Origin of the sequence: Thermovibrio ammonificans HB-1 (genome assembly GCF_000185805.1) — a bacterium.
Taxonomy (GTDB): Bacteria; Aquificota; Aquificia; order Desulfurobacteriales; family Desulfurobacteriaceae; genus Thermovibrio; species Thermovibrio ammonificans.
In genome coordinates this window covers 677191-696578 of the sequence record NC_014926.1, presented here as the reverse complement: position 1 = coordinate 696578, position 19388 = coordinate 677191, and the positions used below count along the sequence as shown (strand labels likewise).

The 19388-nt window shown below is 52.5% G+C and carries 19 protein-coding genes; 3 read left to right on the top strand and 16 right to left on the bottom strand.

From position 1 onward, the window contains the following. The first annotated feature begins 48 nt into the window (after positions 1-48). Genes THEAM_RS03820 through THEAM_RS03810 form a run of 3 tightly spaced genes read left to right on the top strand, consistent with a single transcriptional unit; the run spans position 49 to position 1466 of the window. Positions 49-390, top strand: coding sequence for a hypothetical protein (locus tag THEAM_RS03820; protein WP_013537505.1), 342 nt, complete (start codon positions 49-51; stop codon positions 388-390). Positions 391-393: 3 nt separating this feature from the next. Further along, positions 394-1110 carry a LysM peptidoglycan-binding domain-containing protein gene (locus THEAM_RS03815; protein WP_013537504.1) on the top strand — a complete coding sequence of 239 codons (717 nt, stop codon included), beginning with the start codon at positions 394-396 and terminating at the stop codon, positions 1108-1110. 23 nt (positions 1111-1133) lie between these two features. Next, a complete protein-coding gene (locus tag THEAM_RS03810) occupies positions 1134-1466 on the top strand; it encodes a DUF7132 family protein (protein ID WP_013537503.1) in 333 nt (110 codons plus the stop codon). Between the two features lie 26 nt (positions 1467-1492). On the opposite strand, the gene THEAM_RS09440 is transcribed toward THEAM_RS03810, so the two are convergent. From THEAM_RS09440 to nuoD, 16 genes are read right to left on the bottom strand one after another with little or no spacing between them, the layout of a single operon-like run. Then, positions 1493-2764 carry a GGDEF domain-containing protein gene (locus THEAM_RS09440; protein ID WP_013537502.1) on the bottom strand — a complete coding sequence of 424 codons (1272 nt, stop codon included), beginning with the start codon at positions 2762-2764 and terminating at the stop codon, positions 1493-1495. After that, entirely contained in the window at positions 2736-3509 is a 774-nt protein-coding gene (locus tag THEAM_RS03800; protein ID WP_013537501.1) for a hypothetical protein, read from the bottom strand. Before THEAM_RS03800 ends, THEAM_RS09440 begins: the two co-directional genes overlap by 29 nt. Then, on the bottom strand, positions 3482-5446 hold the full coding sequence (locus THEAM_RS03795; RefSeq protein WP_013537500.1) for a TonB-dependent receptor plug domain-containing protein: 1965 nt from the start codon (positions 5444-5446) through the stop codon (positions 3482-3484). Before THEAM_RS03795 ends, THEAM_RS03800 begins: the two co-directional genes overlap by 28 nt. Beyond that, the gene (gene selA, locus THEAM_RS03790; protein WP_013537499.1) at positions 5443-6831 is read right to left on the bottom strand and encodes an L-seryl-tRNA(Sec) selenium transferase; all 1389 of its coding nucleotides are present in this window, start codon (positions 6829-6831) and stop codon (positions 5443-5445) included. Before selA ends, THEAM_RS03795 begins: the two co-directional genes overlap by 4 nt. Continuing rightward, positions 6828-8276, bottom strand: coding sequence for an NADH-quinone oxidoreductase subunit N (locus tag THEAM_RS03785; RefSeq protein ID WP_013537498.1), 1449 nt, complete (start codon positions 8274-8276; stop codon positions 6828-6830). Before THEAM_RS03785 ends, selA begins: the two co-directional genes overlap by 4 nt. A gap of 1 nt (position 8277) precedes the next feature. Further along, the gene (locus THEAM_RS03780) at positions 8278-9726 is read right to left on the bottom strand and encodes an NADH-quinone oxidoreductase subunit M (RefSeq protein WP_013537497.1); all 1449 of its coding nucleotides are present in this window, start codon (positions 9724-9726) and stop codon (positions 8278-8280) included. A gap of 10 nt (positions 9727-9736) precedes the next feature. Continuing rightward, positions 9737-11602, bottom strand: coding sequence for an NADH-quinone oxidoreductase subunit L (gene nuoL / locus THEAM_RS03775; protein ID WP_013537496.1), 1866 nt, complete (start codon positions 11600-11602; stop codon positions 9737-9739). 1 nt (position 11603) lies between these two features. After that, a complete protein-coding gene (gene nuoK, locus THEAM_RS03770) occupies positions 11604-11903 on the bottom strand; it encodes an NADH-quinone oxidoreductase subunit NuoK (RefSeq protein WP_013537495.1) in 300 nt (99 codons plus the stop codon). Beyond that, positions 11900-12379 carry an NADH-quinone oxidoreductase subunit J family protein gene (locus THEAM_RS03765; protein WP_013537494.1) on the bottom strand — a complete coding sequence of 160 codons (480 nt, stop codon included), beginning with the start codon at positions 12377-12379 and terminating at the stop codon, positions 11900-11902. The genes nuoK and THEAM_RS03765 overlap by 4 nt, the downstream gene beginning before the upstream one ends. Continuing rightward, positions 12379-12837, bottom strand: a complete 459-nt coding sequence (gene nuoI, locus THEAM_RS03760; protein ID WP_013537493.1) for an NADH-quinone oxidoreductase subunit NuoI — start codon at positions 12835-12837, stop codon at positions 12379-12381. The genes THEAM_RS03765 and nuoI overlap by 1 nt, the downstream gene beginning before the upstream one ends. 2 nt (positions 12838-12839) lie before the next feature. Then, positions 12840-13799: an NADH-quinone oxidoreductase subunit NuoH gene (nuoH, locus tag THEAM_RS03755; protein WP_013537492.1), complete on the bottom strand. Its 960-nt coding sequence runs from the start codon at positions 13797-13799 to the stop codon at positions 12840-12842. Further along, the gene (locus THEAM_RS03750; RefSeq protein WP_013537491.1) at positions 13796-14269 is read right to left on the bottom strand and encodes a Crp/Fnr family transcriptional regulator; all 474 of its coding nucleotides are present in this window, start codon (positions 14267-14269) and stop codon (positions 13796-13798) included. Before THEAM_RS03750 ends, nuoH begins: the two co-directional genes overlap by 4 nt. Beyond that, entirely contained in the window at positions 14269-16455 is a 2187-nt protein-coding gene (locus tag THEAM_RS09435; protein ID WP_013537490.1) for a 2Fe-2S iron-sulfur cluster-binding protein, read from the bottom strand. Before THEAM_RS09435 ends, THEAM_RS03750 begins: the two co-directional genes overlap by 1 nt. A 1-nt stretch (position 16456) precedes the next feature. Continuing rightward, positions 16457-17722 (bottom strand): NADH-quinone oxidoreductase subunit NuoF, encoded by a 1266-nt coding sequence (gene nuoF, locus THEAM_RS03740; protein WP_013537489.1) that lies wholly within the window; start codon positions 17720-17722, stop codon positions 16457-16459. Next, positions 17723-18205: an NADH-quinone oxidoreductase subunit NuoE family protein gene (locus tag THEAM_RS03735; protein ID WP_013537488.1), complete on the bottom strand. Its 483-nt coding sequence runs from the start codon at positions 18203-18205 to the stop codon at positions 17723-17725. Further along, complete coding sequence (gene nuoD, locus THEAM_RS03730; protein WP_013537487.1) at positions 18202-19386, bottom strand: NADH dehydrogenase (quinone) subunit D; 1185 nt, start codon at positions 19384-19386, stop codon at positions 18202-18204. The genes THEAM_RS03735 and nuoD overlap by 4 nt, the downstream gene beginning before the upstream one ends. Between the last annotated feature and the right edge of the window lie 2 nt (positions 19387-19388).

Sequence of the window (19388 nt, the reverse complement as noted above, 5' to 3'; positions counted from 1 at the left end):
GCACCGGTAAGTTTTTATTTAGAAAAATTAAAGTATAAGGGAGGAGCAATGAAACGGCTCATTTTAGGCACACTTGCTCTCTGCTTTGCAGCTGCTCCCGTTGCAGCCAAGGCCGACATATGCGCCTGCAAACCGGAGGCAGCGTCGAAAAAAGAGCCTCTTCCTGTTAAAGTGAAGAGGTTAAAGGAGGAAAACGTTCGCCTTCAGCAGAAACTTGCAGAGTGCAAAGTGGAAAAGGATGCGGTGAGAGCGCAGATAGCCCAGCTTCAGAGGCAGATAAGCCAGCTGGAAGATGAGAAGGTTCAGCTGGAAAACAGGCTGAGGGTTCTTCCCTCCAAGGAGGAGCTCGAGGCACAGATAGAAGAACTCCAATCTAAGCTGGGGAGGTAAACAATGAAGAAGCTGTTAGCGGCTCTTTCCATAGCACTCATAGCAGGCTTGGGAACTGCAAACGCAGGTTGCCCTGCTCCTCATGAGAATTTTGTCCTCTACTCTCCGGATTTCGCCTTCTACCCGGAAGCCCTTATAAAGGCCTACCAGCAGGCGAAGAAGGAGAACGAGGAGCTGGCTGCAAAGCTCAAGAAGTGCCAGGAGGAGCTTGCCCTCCTTAAAGCTAAAGAGGCCGAACTCAAACAGCGCTACGGCGAGCTTTCTGCCCAGGTTGAGGAGCTAAAGAGGAGAATTGCGGAAATAGAGGCCCTCCAGCAGCGCCTTGCCGAGCTGAAGAGGGAGGCTGAGCATAAGCTCTCAAGCTGTGAGGAGCTTCTGAAGAAGTGGGAGTCTCTGCCCAAGAGCTACGTTGTGAAGAGGGGCGATACTCTCTGGGGAATCTCCGCCAAGGACTACATCTACGGCGACCCGTGGCAGTGGCCGCTCATATACAAGGCCAACAGGGATAAGATTAAGAATCCCCACCTTATCTATCCGCACCAGAAGCTCAGAATACCCAGGGATATAACCTGTAAGGACATAATAGAGGCAAGAAGGGAGGCCCTCAGGACACCTCCGCCTCCGGGAGTTAAGCCCAAGAAGGTAGGCCCCGTTAAGGCGGAAGTAGTTCCTCCGACAGCAACCGACTACTTCCTGTGCAAATCCTGTAGGGCCAAGTAGTTAAGTGAGGAAGAGAGGGAGAGATGAGAGTAAAGGAGAGTAAAGAGCTCCGTATCCAAAAAGTGGTTACGAAAAGCGGGGTTGAGCTTCTGAGGATAGTGGTTTCGCCGAGCCACTTTTTCCTCGAGCAAAACCCTACAAAGCCCAGTAAGTACGGGGTGGCCTACAAACAGATTAAAGAGGTTTACCCCCACTTCTACATGTTTTGGGAGATAAAGAACGACAACTACACCGGTAGGCTCCTTACCGGCCTCTTCCTGGAGAAGGAAGATATAGACAAGTTCATCGACTCCATCCTTAAAAAGGAAGAGTACAAAGAGTACGAAGACTACAGAGACGAGATTCTGAAGCCGTAATAAGAGGGAGGCTTAAGGCCTCCCTCTTAATCTATAACAATCCTATCTTTCCCCATCTTTTTCGCCCTGTAGAGCCTTTCGTCTGCTATCTTGATAAGCCTTTCGAGGGGGATAACGCTTTCAACGTCGTCGGGGAAGGAGGCTATACCGGCACTAAAGGTAACAGGTTGGGATATCTCGAAGTCGAGCTCTTTAAAGAGCTTCCTCACCCTCTCAAGGGCTTTCTTGGCAGACTCCTTATCGGTGTAGGGCATAACAACCAGTATCTCTTCCCCTCCGAACCTTACGGCTATATCAGAGCCCCTTAGAGTGCCCTGAAGGAGCTTTGCAAGTCCTTTAAGAACCTCGTCTCCCTTGCCGTGGCCGTAGGTATCGTTTATCCGTTTAAAGTTATCCAGGTCTATCATGGCTACCGAAAACGGAAAGCGGTGCCTGTGCCAGAGGGCCAGCAGTTTCCCCTCTACGAAAACCCTTAAGTAATTCCGGTTGAACAGACCGGTTAAAGGGTCCTTCATCGCCAAGTTCGAGGCCTTCTTAGCAAACTCGTGGAGCTTCTCAACCAGGTAGGCAATAAGGCTCACTATCTGTTTAAACTCCTTTATTGTTATGCCCCGGGCGTACTTTAAGAGCTTCTCTTTCTGAATCTTTACCTTTTCGGGGTTGGAGTTACGACTTATCCTCTCTACAATCTGCTCCATCTTCTTCACAAACCTAAACATGGCCTTAAAGTTCTGCATAACCTCACTCCAGGAGGTAAAGACCACAAGCCCCCCCAGAATAATCAGGAAAACGCTTACAACAACAGTTCCCGCCTCCCAAGGGACCAAATAGGAGTCCTGGACTTTCTCATCGAAAGCAACGCCGAAAACCCCAGAAGGGGAGCTTTCGAAAACCACAAACTCCGAAGCGTACTCCGACTTAATCGGAACACAGACAACAACGGTTCCGTTATCCTCAAAAACGCCGCTTTTGTAGGCATTGCAGATATCACCAACCCTCTCGCCGCCCTTTTGGGGGTAGAAGTAAACGTGTTTGCCGTACCTGATGTAAACCGCCGTTAAGCCGGGAACCTCCTCCCTTAACTTCTGGATGTTGTACCTGATAAGGGCGGGAGATGAGTAGAGGTCCATGAGGATACTGAAGTTCCTCTCCAGCAGTAGAGTAAGGTGCTGAAGGTTTTTGAGGTGAAGCTCCTTCGCCCTCTCTATCATGAAGTACTGAAAAATAAAGATTATCGAGAGGGACATAACTATAACGAAAACAACCCTCTTAATTACGTAAAGTTTTAGACTCTGCATAGCCTCTCTTTAAAGGACAGGGTAGTATTTTCGCCCTCGGGGTCTTCTCAATCAGGTCTACAAGCTCGGAAGCAAGCCTCTTGTAATCTATGGGTTCGGTAAAGTCCACGCCGTAGTGGGCAAGGTCGGGTAGGCCGGTAAGGAAAACGAGGCGGTTTTTCTTCCCGAAATCAAGGAGGGTAAGCAGGTTAACGAGCTTCAGGAGCTTCGGGTCGGGGAAAATGTAAACGTACCTATACCTGAGCAGCGTCCTGAAAACTTCGGTAGGAGTGTCGCTAAAAGTCACTACGCGGAAGTACTTCCTGGGAAGGTAAAGGGTCGCTATCTTTTCCATCTCCTTACTGACCGGAACCACAACCAGCCGACGCCTCAGCCTCCGGGAGCGGAAAAAGTCCCTAACGGTCCTTGAAGGCAAAGGGAAAATCCTCACCCCGTAGAAGTTGCTCTTCCTGTTTAACCCCAAAACCTCAGGGAAGAGGACGAAAGTGTAGATATTCCTCTTCACCCCGGGGGCATCGTCCTTCAACGCCTTCTCTACGGCCGGTGTCCCTATGAGAATCCTAACAGTACAGTCCCCTTCGGTAACCAAGTAGTTCCTGGTCGCCAACTCCTTTCTTAATAGCTTTTCGAGCTTTTTGGCAGGAGGAATAGAATAAGTGTTGACAATACAGACCCTCTCCCCGGAAAGGGCTTCCGAAAAGAAAGCCAGAACCCCTATTAATACAAGTAGTGTAACCCTAACCATAGAGTTCTCTCTTCCCCTGGAACACCGTTCAGGAACCAGTATTTCTTATTAAACAGGTTTTTCAGCGTTAAAGAGAACGAAAACTTGGTATTGAAGTAGTGACGGAAGTTAAAGTCCCAAACGGCAAACCCGGGAACGTCTGAGGTGAGCCGGGAGTAAGCCGTTGTAGAAAGGTCAAACAGGTTCTTCTTAGACTCGTACCTTAAACCGCAAACGAGCTTCCTCTTCGGGTAGAAAAGGTACTCGCTGTCGAGTCCGTGAACAGAGAAACGGTGACCGTAGTTCACGTAGAGCTCGTAGTAGTCGCTGAGCCTGTACTTAAGCCTGGCCGAAAGGCCCTGAAGTCTAACGGTTGAGTCGCTGTTTTCCCACCTGTAGGTAAGGGGCGTTATCTTCCTTTTGTAGATAAAGTCCTCGAACCAACTCCTGTAGTACAGGAGGCTCGCTGAAACCCGCTCACCGTTAAACTCAACAGAGGGCATAACGGAGTTCTCTTTCTCTATCTTTAGGTGGGGGTTTCCGTAGAGTATCGGGTTGTTCCTGATGTACATCTCCTCAAAGGAGGGGACCCTTGCAGCTCTGCCGACGTTAAGCTTAACGGAAACGCCGTTTTCGAGCTCCTTCATCAGGGAGAGAGAGGAGCTGACCGTATCGCCGGCGTCGTTGGTTCTGTCCCACCTAACGTTAAACAGGGCCGAGTACTCTCCAAACTCCCTATAAAACTGAAGATAGGGGGAAAATGTGCTCCTTAAACGCTCCGGTAACAACGTTTCAGACGAGGGCAGGTCGTGGTAGTAGGTAGTTTGAAGCTGTGAAAGCTGGCAGGTAAGGGTAGATGGGAGGAAGTTGGCGGCTATCTCCGTTTTGTAAAGGTGAGCTTCCTTGAAGGAGACCCCGAGCAGAAGCTTTCCCCCGAAGAGGTCCCGCGAGGCGGAGAAGTCAAGTTTCGGCTCCTTAGTGTAGCGCTTCTCGGTGGCAAGTAGCTCCTGGGTAAAGAGGGTAGAGCAGTAGGGGTGGTTGAAGGGGCACAGGTTGTAGGCCCTTTTCAGGTAGAACCAGTCGAGTCCCAAGGAAGCGGTGTAATTCCAGCTTCCGGCGCTCCACTTGTAGCCCAGCTGGGAGATAAGGGCCTTCCTCTTGGCAAAACTGTTGCCGTTTGAAACCAGCTGGGATATGGTAACGGGAAAGGTGTCGTCTCGGTCTACAACGTAGAGTTTCAGGAAAAAGCCGCTCTTACCGTTCAGCTTAAGGTAGAAGGTGCCGTGCTTCCTGTAACTGGAGTAGCTCCTTGAAGCTCCGAGAAAGTCTGTATAACTGCGGTGGGGAGAGCGGTCTTCCCTGTAGTTGAAGGAGATTATACCGGAGAGCCCTCCCTTAACGAAGGAGCGGGTGAAGTTGAAGTCGTTATCCCCTCCGGTACTGATTGAAGAATCAATATTCACCTTCAGGTCAGACGGTGAATAGGTAACGAGGTTTATCACCGCCAGAACGGAGTTGAAGCCGTAAAGGGAGGTTAACGGGCCGTAAACAATCTCCACCTGCTTAACGTTATCGAGGGAGATGTTGTCGTTGGTGCTGAAGGAGGAGCCGTTGGAGGGGTCTAAAATTGGCATACCGTCTATGAGAACCTGGACCTTTTCGGAGTAGTAGCTCTGTTTAACTCCCATAGCCCCAACGGCCCTGAGGCCGAAGAAGCTCCTCCAAACGTAGAACTCGGGAAGCTTCTCAAGCAGGTCAAACAGGTTCCGGGCTCCAAGGGCATCTATCTGCTGGCGGGTAATTACAACCGTGTAGCGGGGAACCTGGTAGAGGTACATTCGCTCCTTGGTGGCGGCTATGACTTGAAGCTCCTTGTTGAGCATGTAGTAGGAGTAAACCCCTTGGGCGTAGGCAAGGAAAGGAAAGAGAAAAGCCAAGAGAAAAAGTAACGCTCTCAAGCCTCCTCCCCGAGCTTCAGGAGATTCTCTGCAACCTGTGGAATCTCCTCCTCAAAAACGGTCATCATATCAAGAAGGTAGGCGTCCTTCTTTATTCTGCCAACCACCGGAACGGCAAAAGACCTCATCCTCCTATCTATCTCCTCGGCGGGAAGCCCCTTCACAGAGATCTTTACACAGTAGGTAGGCAACCTCTGAAGGGGTAGCGCCCCTCCGCCCACCTCGGCCTCATCCTCTATTATCGTTAACTTACCCTTAAAGTTTTCGTGTTCCATAATTTTAACAAGCTCCTTAGCCTTGGCCTTTATGGCCTCCTTCGGCTGAGACAGGAGCTTCCAAACGGGAATCTCCTTAAAGGCGAGGCTCTCCTCCAAGTAGTAAACAAGGGTGGCCTCAAGAACGGCAAGGGTCATCTTGTCTATACGCAAAGCCCTGTTCAAGGGGTGTCTCTTTATCCTTTGGAGCAGCTCCCTCCTGCCGAGGATGATACCGGCTTGGGCCCCTCCCAGGAGCTTATCGCCGCTAAAGGAAACAACATCTACGCCGCTCTTTAAAACGTCTTGAACGGTAGGCTCGTAAGAGAGGCCGAGCTTCCTAACATCTATAAAGCTACCGCTACCCAGGTCTTCGTAAACGGGAACGCCGTACTTCCTGCCGAGCTCCACAAGCTCCCTTGTGGGAACCGAGGCGGTAAACCCGAGGATTTTGTAGTTGCTGGTGTGGACCTTCATCAAAAGGGCCGTCTCCTCCGTTATGGCCTCTTCGTAGTCCCGAAGGTGGGTTTTGTTGGTAGTTCCCACCTCCCTTAAAACGGCACCGCTTTGGGCCATAACGTCGGGAATCCTGAAAGAGCCTCCTATTTCAATAAGCTCTCCCCGGGAGACTATCACCTCCTTCCCCTTGGCCAGGGCCGAGAGAACCAGTAAAACGGCACCGGCGTTGTTGTTAACAACGCAGACATCCTCTGCACCGGTGAGCTCCTTCAGAATCCACTCGAGGTTCCTGTACCTGAGCCCCCTTCTCCCCTTTTCCAAGTCGTACTCAAGGTTTGAGTAACCCGTTATAACCTCTACAAGGTGCTCGGCTACGGAGCGGGAGATAGGGGCCCTACCCAGGTTCGTATGGAGAACAACCCCGGTTGCGTTTATAACCTTGTGGAGCTTGGGACGGAGCAGCTCAAGGAGACGCCTCTTTACCTTCTCCTTTAAAGAATCGTAATCGATTTCGGTAACTCTGCCCTGAGATATCTGAAGGCGCAGCTCGGCAAGGGTGTCGTTTACGGCCTTCTTCAGGAAAAAGAGGGGCTTACCCTCAACAAGGGCAAGGAGCTCCTTGTCACTCAAAAAACGGTCTACCTTAGGGATTTGCCTGAGAAGCTCTCTCACATAAGCCCCCTGAGGAAGGAGGAGAGTCCGAACAGCGAAAGCTCAGAAACCAGAGAGGGGAAAAGCCCCAAAACAACAAGCACCGCCGATGCAACAACAACGGCCGCAAGCTCTGAAGGTCCGGGGAAAGCGCCCCCCTCACCCTCTTTCATGAATATGTAAACTATAGGCTTCAGGTAGAAGTAGAGGGAAATCAGGCTGGAGACCAAAACGGAAAGGGCAACAAGTAGGTAGTCCGATTTAACCAAGGCCATAAGCACCCAGAACTTGGCCCAAAAGCCGAGAAGGGGCGGAATACCGGCAAGGGACATAAAAATAACCACCGCCAACAGCCCCATAAAGGGGTTCCTGGAGTAAAGCCCCTTTAAATCCGAAAGGTTTTCTCCCACAAACCTTTTCCCGGTAAGGGCAGAGATAAAGCCAAAGGCAGCAACGGTCATAAACGCGTAGGCAAAAAGGTAGAAGAAAACCGTAAACAGGGCTAAGCTCGGAAGTGCAGCGGCGGCGGCAAGAATAACGCCGGTATGGGAAATCGCCGAGTAGGCAAGCATTCTCTTCAAGTTCTCCTGGTTAAGGGCCATAAGGGCACCGGCGAACATGGTAACAACGGCAAAGAAGATAAAAGCCCCGTTCCAGGGCTGGGGAAGGGGAAAAACCGGTATAAAGAGCCTGAGAAGGGCTATAAACGCAGCCACCTTTACGGCCGCCCCCATAAAAAGCGTTACAGGAGTAGGAGCTCCGTGGTAAACGTCTGGAACCCAACCGTGAAAGGGAACGGCCCCCACCTTAAATAGAAAGCCGGAAACAATAAAAACGAGTGCAAGGAGAAGGGGAAGAACCACGTCGGAAAGGTGGGTCTTTAAGTAAGAGGCAACCTCCGGGTACAGGGTAGAACCGGTTATTCCGTAGAGGAGGGCAAAACCGTAGGCTATGGTTGCAGCTCCTACAGAGCCGAGTATAAAGTACTTAAGGGCCGCCTCTTTGCCCCTGTAATCGCCGCTAAACAGCGATGCAAGGATGTAAAGGGATATAGAAGAGACCTCCAGAGAGACAAAAAGAGTAGAGAGCTCGTTGGCCTCAACCATCAACATCAGGCCGAAAACCGCAAAGAGAAGCGTGTAGTAGTACTCACCTACGTAAGGGGTCGGGAACTTTTTAAGGTAGTCGAAGCTCACAAGGGTTGTAAAGAAGGCAACGACGAGAATCAGAACTTGAGAGAAGGATACCAAGAGGTCCTTCTTAACAAAACCGTTAAAGGCCTCTTTCGGAACAAAAGGGGTAAAGAGGACAACGAGAACCACGGTGAGAACGATGGCAACAAGCGTAAGAGAAGAGAGAACTTGGTTTTTCAACCTGTGGGGGATAACAAGGTCGAACAGTATGAAGAAGATAGCCGCCGAAAGGAGAAAGGCCTCCGGCACCATCAGGTAGAAGTTTATGTTCATCTTACACTCCCCTCAGAAGAGCTGCCGTATAGGTGTGTATGTACTTCATAACAAATTCGGGGTTAAAGCCCCACCAAACAACAAGAACGGCCAAGAGCGCAAGCGCAAGGAACTCTCTCCTGTTAAGGTCTTTAAAGGAGAGAATTTTGGGCTCAAGGAAGAAGACGTTCCTGTACATGTAGAGCATGTACGCGGCACCGAAGATAACACCAAGGGCCATGAGAACGCCGACCCAGGTTGCAGCCTTAAAGCCCCCCAAAATCGTAAGGAACTCACCTATGAAGGAGCTCGTTCCCGGCAAACCTACGTTTGCCATCGTGAAGAGCATGGCGAGCGTGGCAAGCTTAGGGGCAAACTCTGCGAGTCCGCCCATCTTACGGATACTGCGGGTGTGCAGACGCTCGTAAATGGCACCCACCAGGAAAAAGAGGGCAGCGCTTACAAGGCCGTGGTTGAGCATCTGAAAGACCGCTCCTTCTATACCCTGAACGTTAAGGGAGAAGAGACCAATCATCACAAATCCCATGTGGGAAACGGAGCTATAGGCAACAACCTTTTTAACGTCGTCCTGAACCAGGGCAACAAGTGCCGTGTAGATTATCGCCACAACGCCGAGGGCGAATATAACGGGAGCAAACTCCCTATAGGCATCGGGGAAGAGGGGTAGGGAGAACCTGAGGAAACCGTAGGTTCCCATCTTGAGGAGAACACCGGCGAGGATGACGCTACCGGGGGTGGGAGCCTCAACGTGGGCATCGGGCAACCACGTGTGAAAGGGGAAAACGGGAACTTTAACCGCAAACGCCAGGAAGAAGGCCCAGAAGAGCCACTTCTGAAGCTCAACGGGAAGCTTAACGGCGGTAAGCTGCTGTATGTCGAAGGTATACTGACCGGTTAACCCGCCGTAAACGATAACGAGAACAACCATACCGATGAGCAGAAAGATACTGCCCGCAAAGGTGTAGATGAAGAACTTTAAAGCGGAGTATATCCGCCTCTCGCCTCCCCAGATTCCGATGATAAGGGCCATCGGAATCAGCATCGCCTCCCAGAAAATGTAAAAGAGCAGCAGGTCCAGGGAGACAAAAACGCCCACCATGGCCGTTTCAAGCATTAAAAGGAGGGCATAAAAGAGCTTCCTCCTTCTCTCTATGTAAGACCAGGCCGAAGCCACGGCCACAAAGGTTAAAAGCGTAGTCATAACCACCATTATCAGGCTGAGGCCGTCCACTCCCACTTTGTACTTAACCGACAGGTTAGGTAGCCAGTTTGCAACCTCTACGAACTGAAACCCGGGCTTTGAAAGGTCAAACTTCCACCACATAACCAGAGAGATGAGAAGCTCAACCGCCGTGAACCCGAGGGCAATCCACCTTGCCCTCAAATCGCTCCTGCACAAAGCAACGGCAAGAGCTCCAATCAGAGGAACGATTAACAGCACACCAACCATTAAGCCACCCCTACACCAACAAGAGAATTAGAGCCGCCAAAATGATACCGAGTGCAAAATAGGCCGCGTAGTTATTAACAACCCCGGTTTGGGTAATTCTGAGAGCCTCCCCACACCACTTCGTAACAACGGCAACGCCGTTAACAATTCCGTCTATAACGTACCTATCGACAAAGTTGGCAAGCTTTCCGCCCCCGAAACCTACTCCCCTCACAAACAGGAAACCGTAAATCTCGTCGAAGTAGTACTTGTTATAGAGAAGGAGATAAAGGGGACGGATAAGGGGGTTCTCCGTGATGGCTTCCGGCGAAAGCTTTCTCCAGTAGTAGAAAAGGGCCGCAACAAAAAGTCCGAAAACCGCAAGCGACAAAGTGGTAGCCGAAACAAAGAGCTTCACCCCCGCCTCAACCTCATGGACGTGATTGGGAACAACCTCTCCTACAAAGTGCTCAAACCACTCCTTCAGAAAACCGGCGAAAACAGAGGGTACAGAGAGCACAATCAGAGGTACGGTCATAACTGCAGGAGACTCGTGAAGGTGCTTCTTCTCCCGGGGCTCAAAACGCTCCTCCCCGAAGAAGACCAGAAAAACAAGCCTTCCCATGTAGAGCGCCGTTAACATGGCTCCCACAACGAGGAAGAACCAGAAAACTAAATGTCCGTTAGCGTAAGTAGAGAGGATAATCTCCTCCTTACTGAAAAAGCCGGCAAGGGGAGGAATTCCCACAAGGGCAAGGGTTCCTATTATGAAAGTAACGGTAGTTACCGGCATGTACTTATAAAGGCCACCCATCCTCCTTATATCCTGCTCACCGTCCATGGCGTGGATAACGCTACCGGAACCCAAAAAGAGCAGGGCCTTAAAGAAGGCGTGGGTAAACAGGTGAAACATCGCAAACACGTAAGCACCAACCCCCAAAGCCGCAAACATGTAACCGAGCTGAGAGAGGGTAGAGTAGGCAAGCACCCTCTTTATATCGAACTGGGTAAGACCGATAGTGGCCGCACCGAAGGCCGTAATAACACCTATAATGCCTACAACCTCAAGAACCGAACTCGCATCGTATATTGGAGCGCAGCGGGCAACCATAAAAACACCCGCAGCAACCATAGTAGCCGCGTGAATGAGGGCGGATATGGGAGTCGGGCCCTCCATGGCGTCGGCAAGCCAGGTGTGTAGCGGAAACTGCGCCGACTTACCCACAGCACCGCCGAGGAGAAGCAGGGCTATGGCAGAAACAATCCCCTTGGAAACGCCGTTAACCGAGGAGAAAACGGCATCGAAGTCGAGGCTGTTGAAGGTCCAGAATATAAGCACAATCCCGAGGATGAAGAGGAAGTCGCCCACCCTGTTCATAAGGAAGGCCTTAATGGCCGCATCTGCAGCCCTCTTCCTCTTAAACCAAAAGCCTATAAGCAGGTAAGAAGAAAGGCCAACCGCCTCCCAACCGAAGAAAAGCTGCAAAAAGTTGGGAGACATAACCAGAACCAGCATGGAGAAGGTGAAAAGCCCCAAGTAGGCAAAGAACCTGTCGTAGCCGGGGTCTCCCTTCATGTAGCCTATTGAGTACATGTGAACGAAGAAGGAGACAAAGGTCACAACAACCAGCATAACTGCCGTAAGGGAGTCTACGTAAGCCCCGAAGGAGGCAGAGAGTCCGCCGGAAACCACCCAGGTAAACCAGTGCTCGGTGATAACTTCCCCGCCCATTACCTTGAAGAGCTCCACAAATGAAAAGAGCAGGGAGATTCCAACAGCAACAAGGCCGAAGTAGTGGGAGCGGTTCTTAAAGGAGGGTATCCTGAACAGAACCCCGAAACCTGCAAGCAGAAACGATACAAGGGGTAAAACGGCTATGGCAAAGTTCACTCCCATACTACCACCTCAGCAGAGAGAAATCTTCCGTGTTGGTGCTCTTCCTGAGCCTGTAAAGGGCCACAACAATCGCAAGGCCCACCGCCGCCTCGGCGGCAGCAACCGCAAGGACGAAAAAGACGAAAATCTCACCGAACAGGTTACCGTGGAGCTTCGAAAAACCTACAAGGAGAACGTTTACGCTGTTGAGAAGGAGCTCAAGGGAGAAAAAGAGGGAGATAACGTTTCTCCTAACGATAACCCCAAACATACCTATACCGAAAAGCAACGCACTCACAAGGAAAAGTCCGAAAGGGCTCATTCCTTCCCCCTTCCAACCGAAACTGCCCCGATTGTAGCAACCAATAGGAGAACGGAGACAACTTCAAAAGGCAGCAGAAACCTATAAAAGAGCGGACCTGCAAGACCCTTAGCCGTAGAAACCGCCGGGTGAACGCTCCCAAAAAAGCTGAACCCTCCGTAAACTATAATGGCAACAAGGGCCAAAGACAGGAACCCACCGGCAGCAACCGAAAAGAGCCTTACAGGTTCTCCCTCCATCCTCTTCAGGTCTAAGGTCATAAGGGCAAACAGGTAGAGAACTATTATCGCCCCTCCGTAGACTATAACCTGAACTATGCCTATAAACTCGGCTCCAACCGAAAAGTAGAGGCCTCCGAGCGCTACAAAGGTCCCCAGGAGGGCAACCCCTCCCCTGATAACGTTTTTAGCGGTAACGGCAACAGCCGCAAAAACAACGGCAATAACGCCGAACAGGTAGTAGAAAAACTCAGCCATCACCCTCTCCTACTCCTCTCCCTCTCCTGGTAGTAGCGTCCGAGCTTCATAAGGTCTTCCTTGTGAAGGATAAGTTTACCCACTTCGTACTGGGAGAACTCGTAGATATCGGTCATCACTATGGCATCCCTGGGGCACGCCTCAACGCAGAGCCCGCAGAAAAGGCAGCGAGTAAGGTCAACGGTAAAGTCAACAAGCTCCTTTTTGCCGTCTTTCCCCTCTGTCATCTCCATATCGATAACGTTACTCGGGCACATCTCGGCACACAGGTAGCAGGCCTCACACCTGTAAGAGCCGTCAGGATTGAGCTTTAAGGCGTGTATCCCCCGGAACCTCTCCCTGGGAGGAACCTTCTCAAAGGGGTAGTGAACGGTAACGGTAGGCTTGAAGGCGGTTTTGAGCGTAACCTTCATTCCCTTCAAGAGGTCTATCATCAAGGCCTTTTTCAGTATGCTCATCGCTACCTCACCACCAGAGCTTCAAAAGCCGCAACGAACAGGTTCAAAATAGAGAGGGGAAGCATCACCTTCCACATAATCGAGAGCATCTGGTCGAACCTGTAACGGGGGAACGTTGCCCTGAGCCAGAAGGTCAGGAACACGAAAAAGGCCGCCTTTCCCAGGTGGTAAACCACACCGAGAACGGGAAACTTATCTGCAAAGGGTCCGCTCCAACCTCCGAAGAAGAGGAGGGTCACAACCAGGGAGAGGACGATAATGTTGATGTACTCCCCGAAGAAAAAGGCCGCAAAACGCATACCCGAGTACTCGGTGTGAAAACCTCCGACAAGCTCACTCTCACCTTCGGGAAGGTCGAAGGGCGGACGCCCGACTTCGGCAACCATCATAATGAGGAATATGAGGAAAGCTATAGGCTGGTAGAGTATTCCCCAGCCGTGGGCCTGCTGCCACTTAACTATCTCGTTAAAGTCGAAGGAGCCAAAAAGTATAACGGCGGCCATAAGGGCAAACCCCATCGGCAGCTCAAAGCCGAGGACCTGAGCCGCAGCCCTCATTCCGGCAAGGAACGAGTACTTATCGTTGGAGGAGTAGCCCGCAAGGAACAGGGCGTATATGGAGATGGCACTCATAGCCATTACAAAGAGGAGGGCAGACTTCATAGGCACGGCGTTTATAAAGCCAATCGGAACCACCGAGGCGGCAAGTAGGGCTGCAAAAACGCTAAAGGAGGGAGCGAGCATAAAGAGGAGCCTGTCTGCTCCCTTCGGAACAACGTCCTCTTTGAAAATGAGCTTTATGGCGTCGGCCAGAGGTTGAAGTATCCCGTGAGGACCTACAACCATAGGCCCGGGACGCTGCTGCATGTGGCCGAGGACTTTACGTTCAAGGTAAGTGATGGGAGGAACCGCCACGAGCATCAGCAGAACTATGAAAAGCAAGCTCAACAGGTGCTCTGTCACTTCTTAGGACCTCCCCAGATGAAGCAGGTTGTATCCACGAACTTCTTGTTCATCTCTTTGAGCCTTTCGGCTATTACCCTGGCTATCTCCTCAAGGAGCTTCACCGCCAGGTGGGGGTCCTGCTCCTTCAGCTTCTCGTACCCTTCCTTGGTCAGGATAAGGGCGTGGGTCTCCTTAAGGGCAACCCCCTTTGAGGAGTGGAGCCTGTTGCTGAAGAAGGAGAGCTCTCCGAGGGGAGTGCCCTCGTCGCTAACGGCCACCTTCACGGGGTTGCCGAACGGGTCGGGCCTGTAGAGTCCGACTCTTCCCTTAACGATGAAGAATATCTTGTCGCCCGGGTCTCCCTCTTCAAACAGAACTTCCCCCTTGGGGAAGACCTTGTAGTCGAGGTACTCGGCAATCTCCTTCAGCTCCTTCTCGGTAAAGTTCTCAAACAGCGGAAACTCTTTGGCCAGCTCAACCTTTACCATCACGCCTCCAGCTCACAGGGGATTCCCGAGGTGGCGGGGAAAGCCCCCCTTATAAGGTTAGATATATCCCGCGTAACGTTCTCTACAAGGAGAAGAACGTGGCCCTCGGGAACGGCCTCTGATGTTTCAAAGGGCAGGGTAAGGCGGCCCCCCTCGGTTTTAACGGTTACAAGGCTCGAGCCTTCAGGAGCATCTTTGGGGTTCAGAAGGAGCCGGTCCCCCTCTGCAACGGAGGCCACGTTAGAGGAGTAGTAGCTTACGGAGTTCCAACCGGTCCTTGTTGAAACTACGGTAAGGTAGAGCCCCTTGGGTTTTGAAAGGCGTGATATGCCCGGTTCCTTAGAGAGCTCCACCCTTTGCGGCTCAACAGACTCAACGGTTGTAGCCGGCAGGGAGTTCACTATCTCAATGAGGGAGTAGTCGGAGGTAACGGCGGGTTCGAGCTTCAAGCTCCCCTGAACCCCCTCAACGGTTCCCGACTTCTCAAGGCCCACCTCTATGGGAATGACCAGGTCGGCCTGGGGAAGCTCGTGGGTGTAGTAGGGGGTGAGTATTACGGTGTAGTCGGCCTTTGGAAGCTCCTCGCCGGGGAAGTCCCTGAGGAAGTCAACGTCTACGAGGAGGTTGACCGAGCCGTTAAGCTCGGAGGGCTTTTTGAGTTTAAAGAGCTTCACAACGCTCTTTGCGTTAACCTTAGGAGGCACGGCCACAACCGGTGCTCCGAGCCTGTCTGCCAAAAAGGCAACGGTTTTTGCCACCTCGTAACCTTCCGGCGAGAAGGCGAGGAACGGGGATATGAGAAAGCCCAGCTTCTTCCCCCGGAGGCTCTTTGCGAGCGTATCCACCTCCCTGTTACCAGAGGTAAAGGAGGTATCGAAGGTGCCTACTATAAGGTGCTTCAGGGTGTCTATAAGCTCCCACTGGTCAACCTTAAGGCTCTTAAAGGCCACAGAGTCAAGCTTCGGCTCGTCGAAGGTTCCCACCCTCACGAGCCTCTTCCCCCTTTGGATAACTGCAAGCCTTAAAAGGGTGGCAACTACGGGGGTAAGCCGGTTTATGAAGTCGCCCACAACGAATATAACGTCGGCGTCGTAAAGGGAGGTGAAGGGGTCGGTTTTCAGTGAGCCCCTTACGGAGGCCACTCCCCTAAGAAGGGCACCGTATCCGTAGGCGTCGGATGCGGCAACGTCTCCGAAGCGCCCTTTAAGGGCCTGAAGCTCCTCGTTTGTAAGGGAGCTCCCGACAAAGAGGTTTACCTTACGTCCCCTTACAATCTCGCCGAGCCTCTTTAAGGCCTCTTCAAGGGATACCTTCTTGAGCTCTTCTCCTTCTTTTACAAGGGGCTCAGAAAGCCTCCTGTCGGAGTAAACAGAGTCCCAGCCCCACTTACCTCTGATGCACAGGTATCCCCTGTTGTGGCCGCTGTTGACCCCTATACGGCCGACAACCCTCTTTATACGGCCGTGGTAGGTATCGACCTCCAGCCTGCAGCCGGTTCCGCAGAGGGTACAGGTTGTCCAGGTCTTCTCCATTCTCCAGGGCCTATCCTTGTATTTAAAGGCCCTGTCGAGGAGGGAGCCGACCGGACATACATCGACGCAGCTGCCGCAGTGCTCGCAGCCGCTCTCTATAAAGTCCCCGTTGAAGGGGGAGATGTAGGCCTTGTAACCCCTTTTGAGAATACCCAAAACCCTGTTGCCCATATTCTCGCCGCACATCCTTATACAGCGGCGGCAGAGAATACACCTGTCGTTGTCAATCTCAATGAGGGGCCCCTGAATAACAACGTCCTTTTCCCGGCGGGGCTCCCTGTAGCGGGACTTCTTGGGGCCGAACCTGAAGCCGGTCATCTGGAGCTCACACTCCCCGGACTTATCGCATATGGGACACTCAAGGGTGTGGTTGTTGAGTATGAGCTCTATGACTCCGGCCCTTGCACGCTTTACCCTTTCGGTGTTGGTTTTCACCACCATATCGGGCATGGCCTTCAGCGTGCAGGCGGTTGCAAGCCTCGGGGCCCCTTCCACTTCAACGAGGCAAACACGGCAGGCCCCTTCGGGGCGGAGCTCCTTGTGGTAGCAGAAGACCGGTATGAGAATGCCGTTACGCTCTGCTACCTCCAGAACGGTCTCTCCGGGAAAGGCCTCACACTCCTTTCCGTCTATGACTATTTTGAAGCTCTCCATACTAACCGCTCCTGAAAGGACATCTTCCCAGTTTTATGTGCTCCAGGAACTCATCCCTGAACTTCCTCACCGAAGACGCCACCGGGTTGTGGGCGGCCATTCCGAGGCCGCAGAAGGAGTTCTCCATGGTCTCGGAAACGGAGAGTATCGTATCTAAGTCCTCCTCCGTTCCGAGTCCCTCCTCTATCCGCCTCATAATCCTAACGAGCCAGTCGGTTCCTTCCCTACACGGGGTACACTTACCGCAGGACTCGTGCCTGAAGAACTCTATTAGCCTCAAAGCGGCCTTAACTACACAGTCGGTTTCGTCGAGAACCATAATCGCTCCGGAACCGAGCATCGTTCCGGCCTTGGCAAGGGAGGGGAAGTCCATGGGAACGTCTATCTCGTCGGCGGTAAGGAGGGAGCTTGAGGCTCCTCCGGGGAACACGGCCTTCAGCTTACGGTCTTTCACTATACCGCCGGCGTGTTCAAAGATTATCTCCCTCAAGGGAGTGCCCATCGGGAGCTCGTAAACCCCGGGCCTCTTCACCTTACCGCTAACGGGGAAGAGCTTCGGCCCCGGGCAGTCCGGTGAGCCTATCTGGGAGTACCACTTTCCGCCTCTTTCTATTATGAGGGGGACGTTCGCAAGGGTCTCCACATTGTTAACAACCGTAGGCTTCCACAGGTAGCCGGCGTTAACGGGAAAGGGCGGCTTTATCCTGGGCTCTCCCCGCTTCCCCTCAAGAGACTCTATAAGGGCGGTCTCCTCGCCGCAGATGTAGGCACCGGCCCCGCTGTGGACGTAAAGGTCGAAGGAGAAGTCGGTTCCGAGTATGTTCTCGCCGAGGAAACCCTTCTCGTAGGCTTCGGCTATGGCCCTCTCGAGGATTTTCTTGCCTATGGGGTACTCCCCCCTAAGGTAGATATAGCCGTAGCGGCACCCGGTTGCGTAGGCACCTATCAACATCCCCTCGATAAGGGCGTGGGGGTCTTTCTCGATGATTACCCTGTCTTTAAAAGTGCAGGGCTCGCCCTCGTCGGCGTTACATACGAAGAACTTGGGCTCTTTAAGGTCGGCAGCTGCAAACTCCCACTTCATTCCTGTAGGGAAGCCCGCTCCTCCCCTTCCCCGCAGACCGCTGAGCTTCACCTCCTCAACAACGTCGTCGGGGGACATCTCCTTCAAGGCCTTCCTGAGGGCGCTGTAGCCGCCCCCCTTAAGGTAGACCTCTATCGTGTGGGAGTTCTCCTTATCTACGTTTCTCAGGAGGAGCTTCTCCATCTACTTCCCCTTCCATCCGAACTTTTCCAAAATAGCAGGGAGCTGTTCCTTAGTAACGTTAAGGAAGCGCTCCTCGTTAACCGTTAGGGCCGGAGCTCCGTCACACAGCCCCATGCACTCGTACTCTTCCAAAGTGAAGAGGCCGTCGGGGGTGGTCTCTCCGGGAGAGATGCCGAGGAGCCTCGAGAGCTCCTCCACAATCTCCTCTGCCCCGTTCAACATGCAGGAGAGGTTGGTGCAGACCCTTATCACGTACTTGCCCTTAGGCTTTGTGTGGAACATGGCGTAGAACTCGGCGGCCTCCTCAACCTCAACCAGCGGGATTTCAAGCTCCGAAGCGATTATCCTCATAATCTCGTGGTCTATACGGGGGAAGTTCTTCTCCGCAATCCACAGGGCGGGCAGAGTGCAGGACTTTTTACTGGGATAGCGGCCGCTTGAAACGAGCTCTTTCACGGCCTCCCTGAACTCTTCGTAGGTCATCTGTCAACCTCTCCCATAAGGGGGTCAAGGCTACCTATTATGGAGATAACGTCTGCAACGTAGTGGCCTTTTAAAAGCTCGGGGAGTATCGCTATGTTTATGAGTGAAGGGGGCCTTATCCTGAGCCTGTAGGGCTTGTTCGTTCCGTCGCTCACTATGTAGTAGCCGAGCTCTCCACGGGGTCCCTCAACTGCGGCGTAAACCTCCCCTTTAGGCGGGGCAATGCCGTGGATAACGAGCTCAAAGTGCTGAATGAGCCCCACCATCGTGTTGTAAACCTCCTCCTTCGGAGGGAGGATTACAGTTGGGTCCTCTATCTGAACCGGCCCCTCGGGCATCTTCTCGAGGCACTGCTTGATAATCTTTACAGACTCCCTCATTTCGTCCATTCTCACCCGGTAACGGTCGTAAACGTCGCCGGCGTGATAAACGGGAACTTTAAAGTCGAGCCGGTCGTAAACGCAGTAGGGGTAGTACTTCCTGACGTCGTAGTCGGAACCGGCGGCCCTTAGAGTGGGCCCGGTTATACCCCAGTTAACGGCAGTCTCCTTGTCTATAACGCCAACGCCTTTGGTACGGGAAAGCCAGATTCTATTTTCGGTAAGCAGGGTTTCGTACTCGTCCACCTTAGAGGGGAAGAGCTCGAGGAACTCCTGGAGCTCCTCCAGAAACCTGGGGGTGGTGTCGTAGGCAACTCCCCCTATCCGCATGTAGCCGGTGTGGAGCCTACCACCGGCAATCTCCTCAAAGAGGTCCAGTATCTTCTCACGTTCCCTGAAGGCGTAGAGGAAAACGCTCATCGCCCCGAGCTCAAGGGCGTGGGTTCCGAGCCAGATGAGGTGGGAGGATATACGGGTCAGCTCGGCCATGATGACCCTGAGGAACTGGGCCCTTTCGGGGACTTTATCTTCTATCCCCAAGAGCTTCTCAACGGCAAGGACAAAGCCCAGCTCGTTTGTGTTGGCCGAAACGTAGTCGACCCTATCGAAAACGGGGAGTATCTGCATGTACTTGCGGTGCTCGGCGAGCTTCTCAACCCCCCGGTGGACGTAGCCGATAACGGTATCGGCGCCCACTATTTTCTCGCCCTGAAGCTCAAGGATAAGCCTCAGAACGCCGTGGGTTGAAGGGTGTTGAGGTCCCATATTCAGAATAAGGTCTGCCCTTTCTCTCTCAGCCATTC

Bases quoted from the DNA above. Each gene is read 5' to 3' on its own strand.
- THEAM_RS03820 (WP_013537505.1), top strand. From the start codon at position 49: ATGAAACGGCTCATTTTAGGCACACTTGCTCTCTGCTTTGCAGCTGCT.
- THEAM_RS03815 (WP_013537504.1), top strand. From the start codon at position 394: ATGAAGAAGCTGTTAGCGGCTCTTTCCATAGCACTCATAGCAGGCTTG.
- THEAM_RS03810 (WP_013537503.1), top strand. From the start codon at position 1,134: ATGAGAGTAAAGGAGAGTAAAGAGCTCCGTATCCAAAAAGTGGTTACG.
- THEAM_RS09440 (WP_013537502.1), bottom strand. From the start codon at position 2,764: ATGCAGAGTCTAAAACTTTACGTAATTAAGAGGGTTGTTTTCGTTATA.
- THEAM_RS03800 (WP_013537501.1), bottom strand. From the start codon at position 3,509: ATGGTTAGGGTTACACTACTTGTATTAATAGGGGTTCTGGCTTTCTTT.
- THEAM_RS03785 (WP_013537498.1), bottom strand. From the start codon at position 8,276: ATGAACATAAACTTCTACCTGATGGTGCCGGAGGCCTTTCTCCTTTCG.
- THEAM_RS03780 (WP_013537497.1), bottom strand. From the start codon at position 9,726: ATGGTTGGTGTGCTGTTAATCGTTCCTCTGATTGGAGCTCTTGCCGTT.
- nuoL (WP_013537496.1), bottom strand. From the start codon at position 11,602: ATGGGAGTGAACTTTGCCATAGCCGTTTTACCCCTTGTATCGTTTCTG.
- nuoK (WP_013537495.1), bottom strand. From the start codon at position 11,903: ATGAGCCCTTTCGGACTTTTCCTTGTGAGTGCGTTGCTTTTCGGTATA.
- THEAM_RS03765 (WP_013537494.1), bottom strand. From the start codon at position 12,379: ATGGCTGAGTTTTTCTACTACCTGTTCGGCGTTATTGCCGTTGTTTTT.
- nuoI (WP_013537493.1), bottom strand. From the start codon at position 12,837: ATGAGCATACTGAAAAAGGCCTTGATGATAGACCTCTTGAAGGGAATG.
- THEAM_RS03750 (WP_013537491.1), bottom strand. From the start codon at position 14,269: ATGGTAAAGGTTGAGCTGGCCAAAGAGTTTCCGCTGTTTGAGAACTTT.
- THEAM_RS09435 (WP_013537490.1), bottom strand. From the start codon at position 16,455: ATGGAGAGCTTCAAAATAGTCATAGACGGAAAGGAGTGTGAGGCCTTT.
- nuoF (WP_013537489.1), bottom strand. From the start codon at position 17,722: ATGGAGAAGCTCCTCCTGAGAAACGTAGATAAGGAGAACTCCCACACG.
- THEAM_RS03735 (WP_013537488.1), bottom strand. From the start codon at position 18,205: ATGACCTACGAAGAGTTCAGGGAGGCCGTGAAAGAGCTCGTTTCAAGC.
- nuoD (WP_013537487.1), bottom strand. From the start codon at position 19,386: ATGGCTGAGAGAGAAAGGGCAGACCTTATTCTGAATATGGGACCTCAA.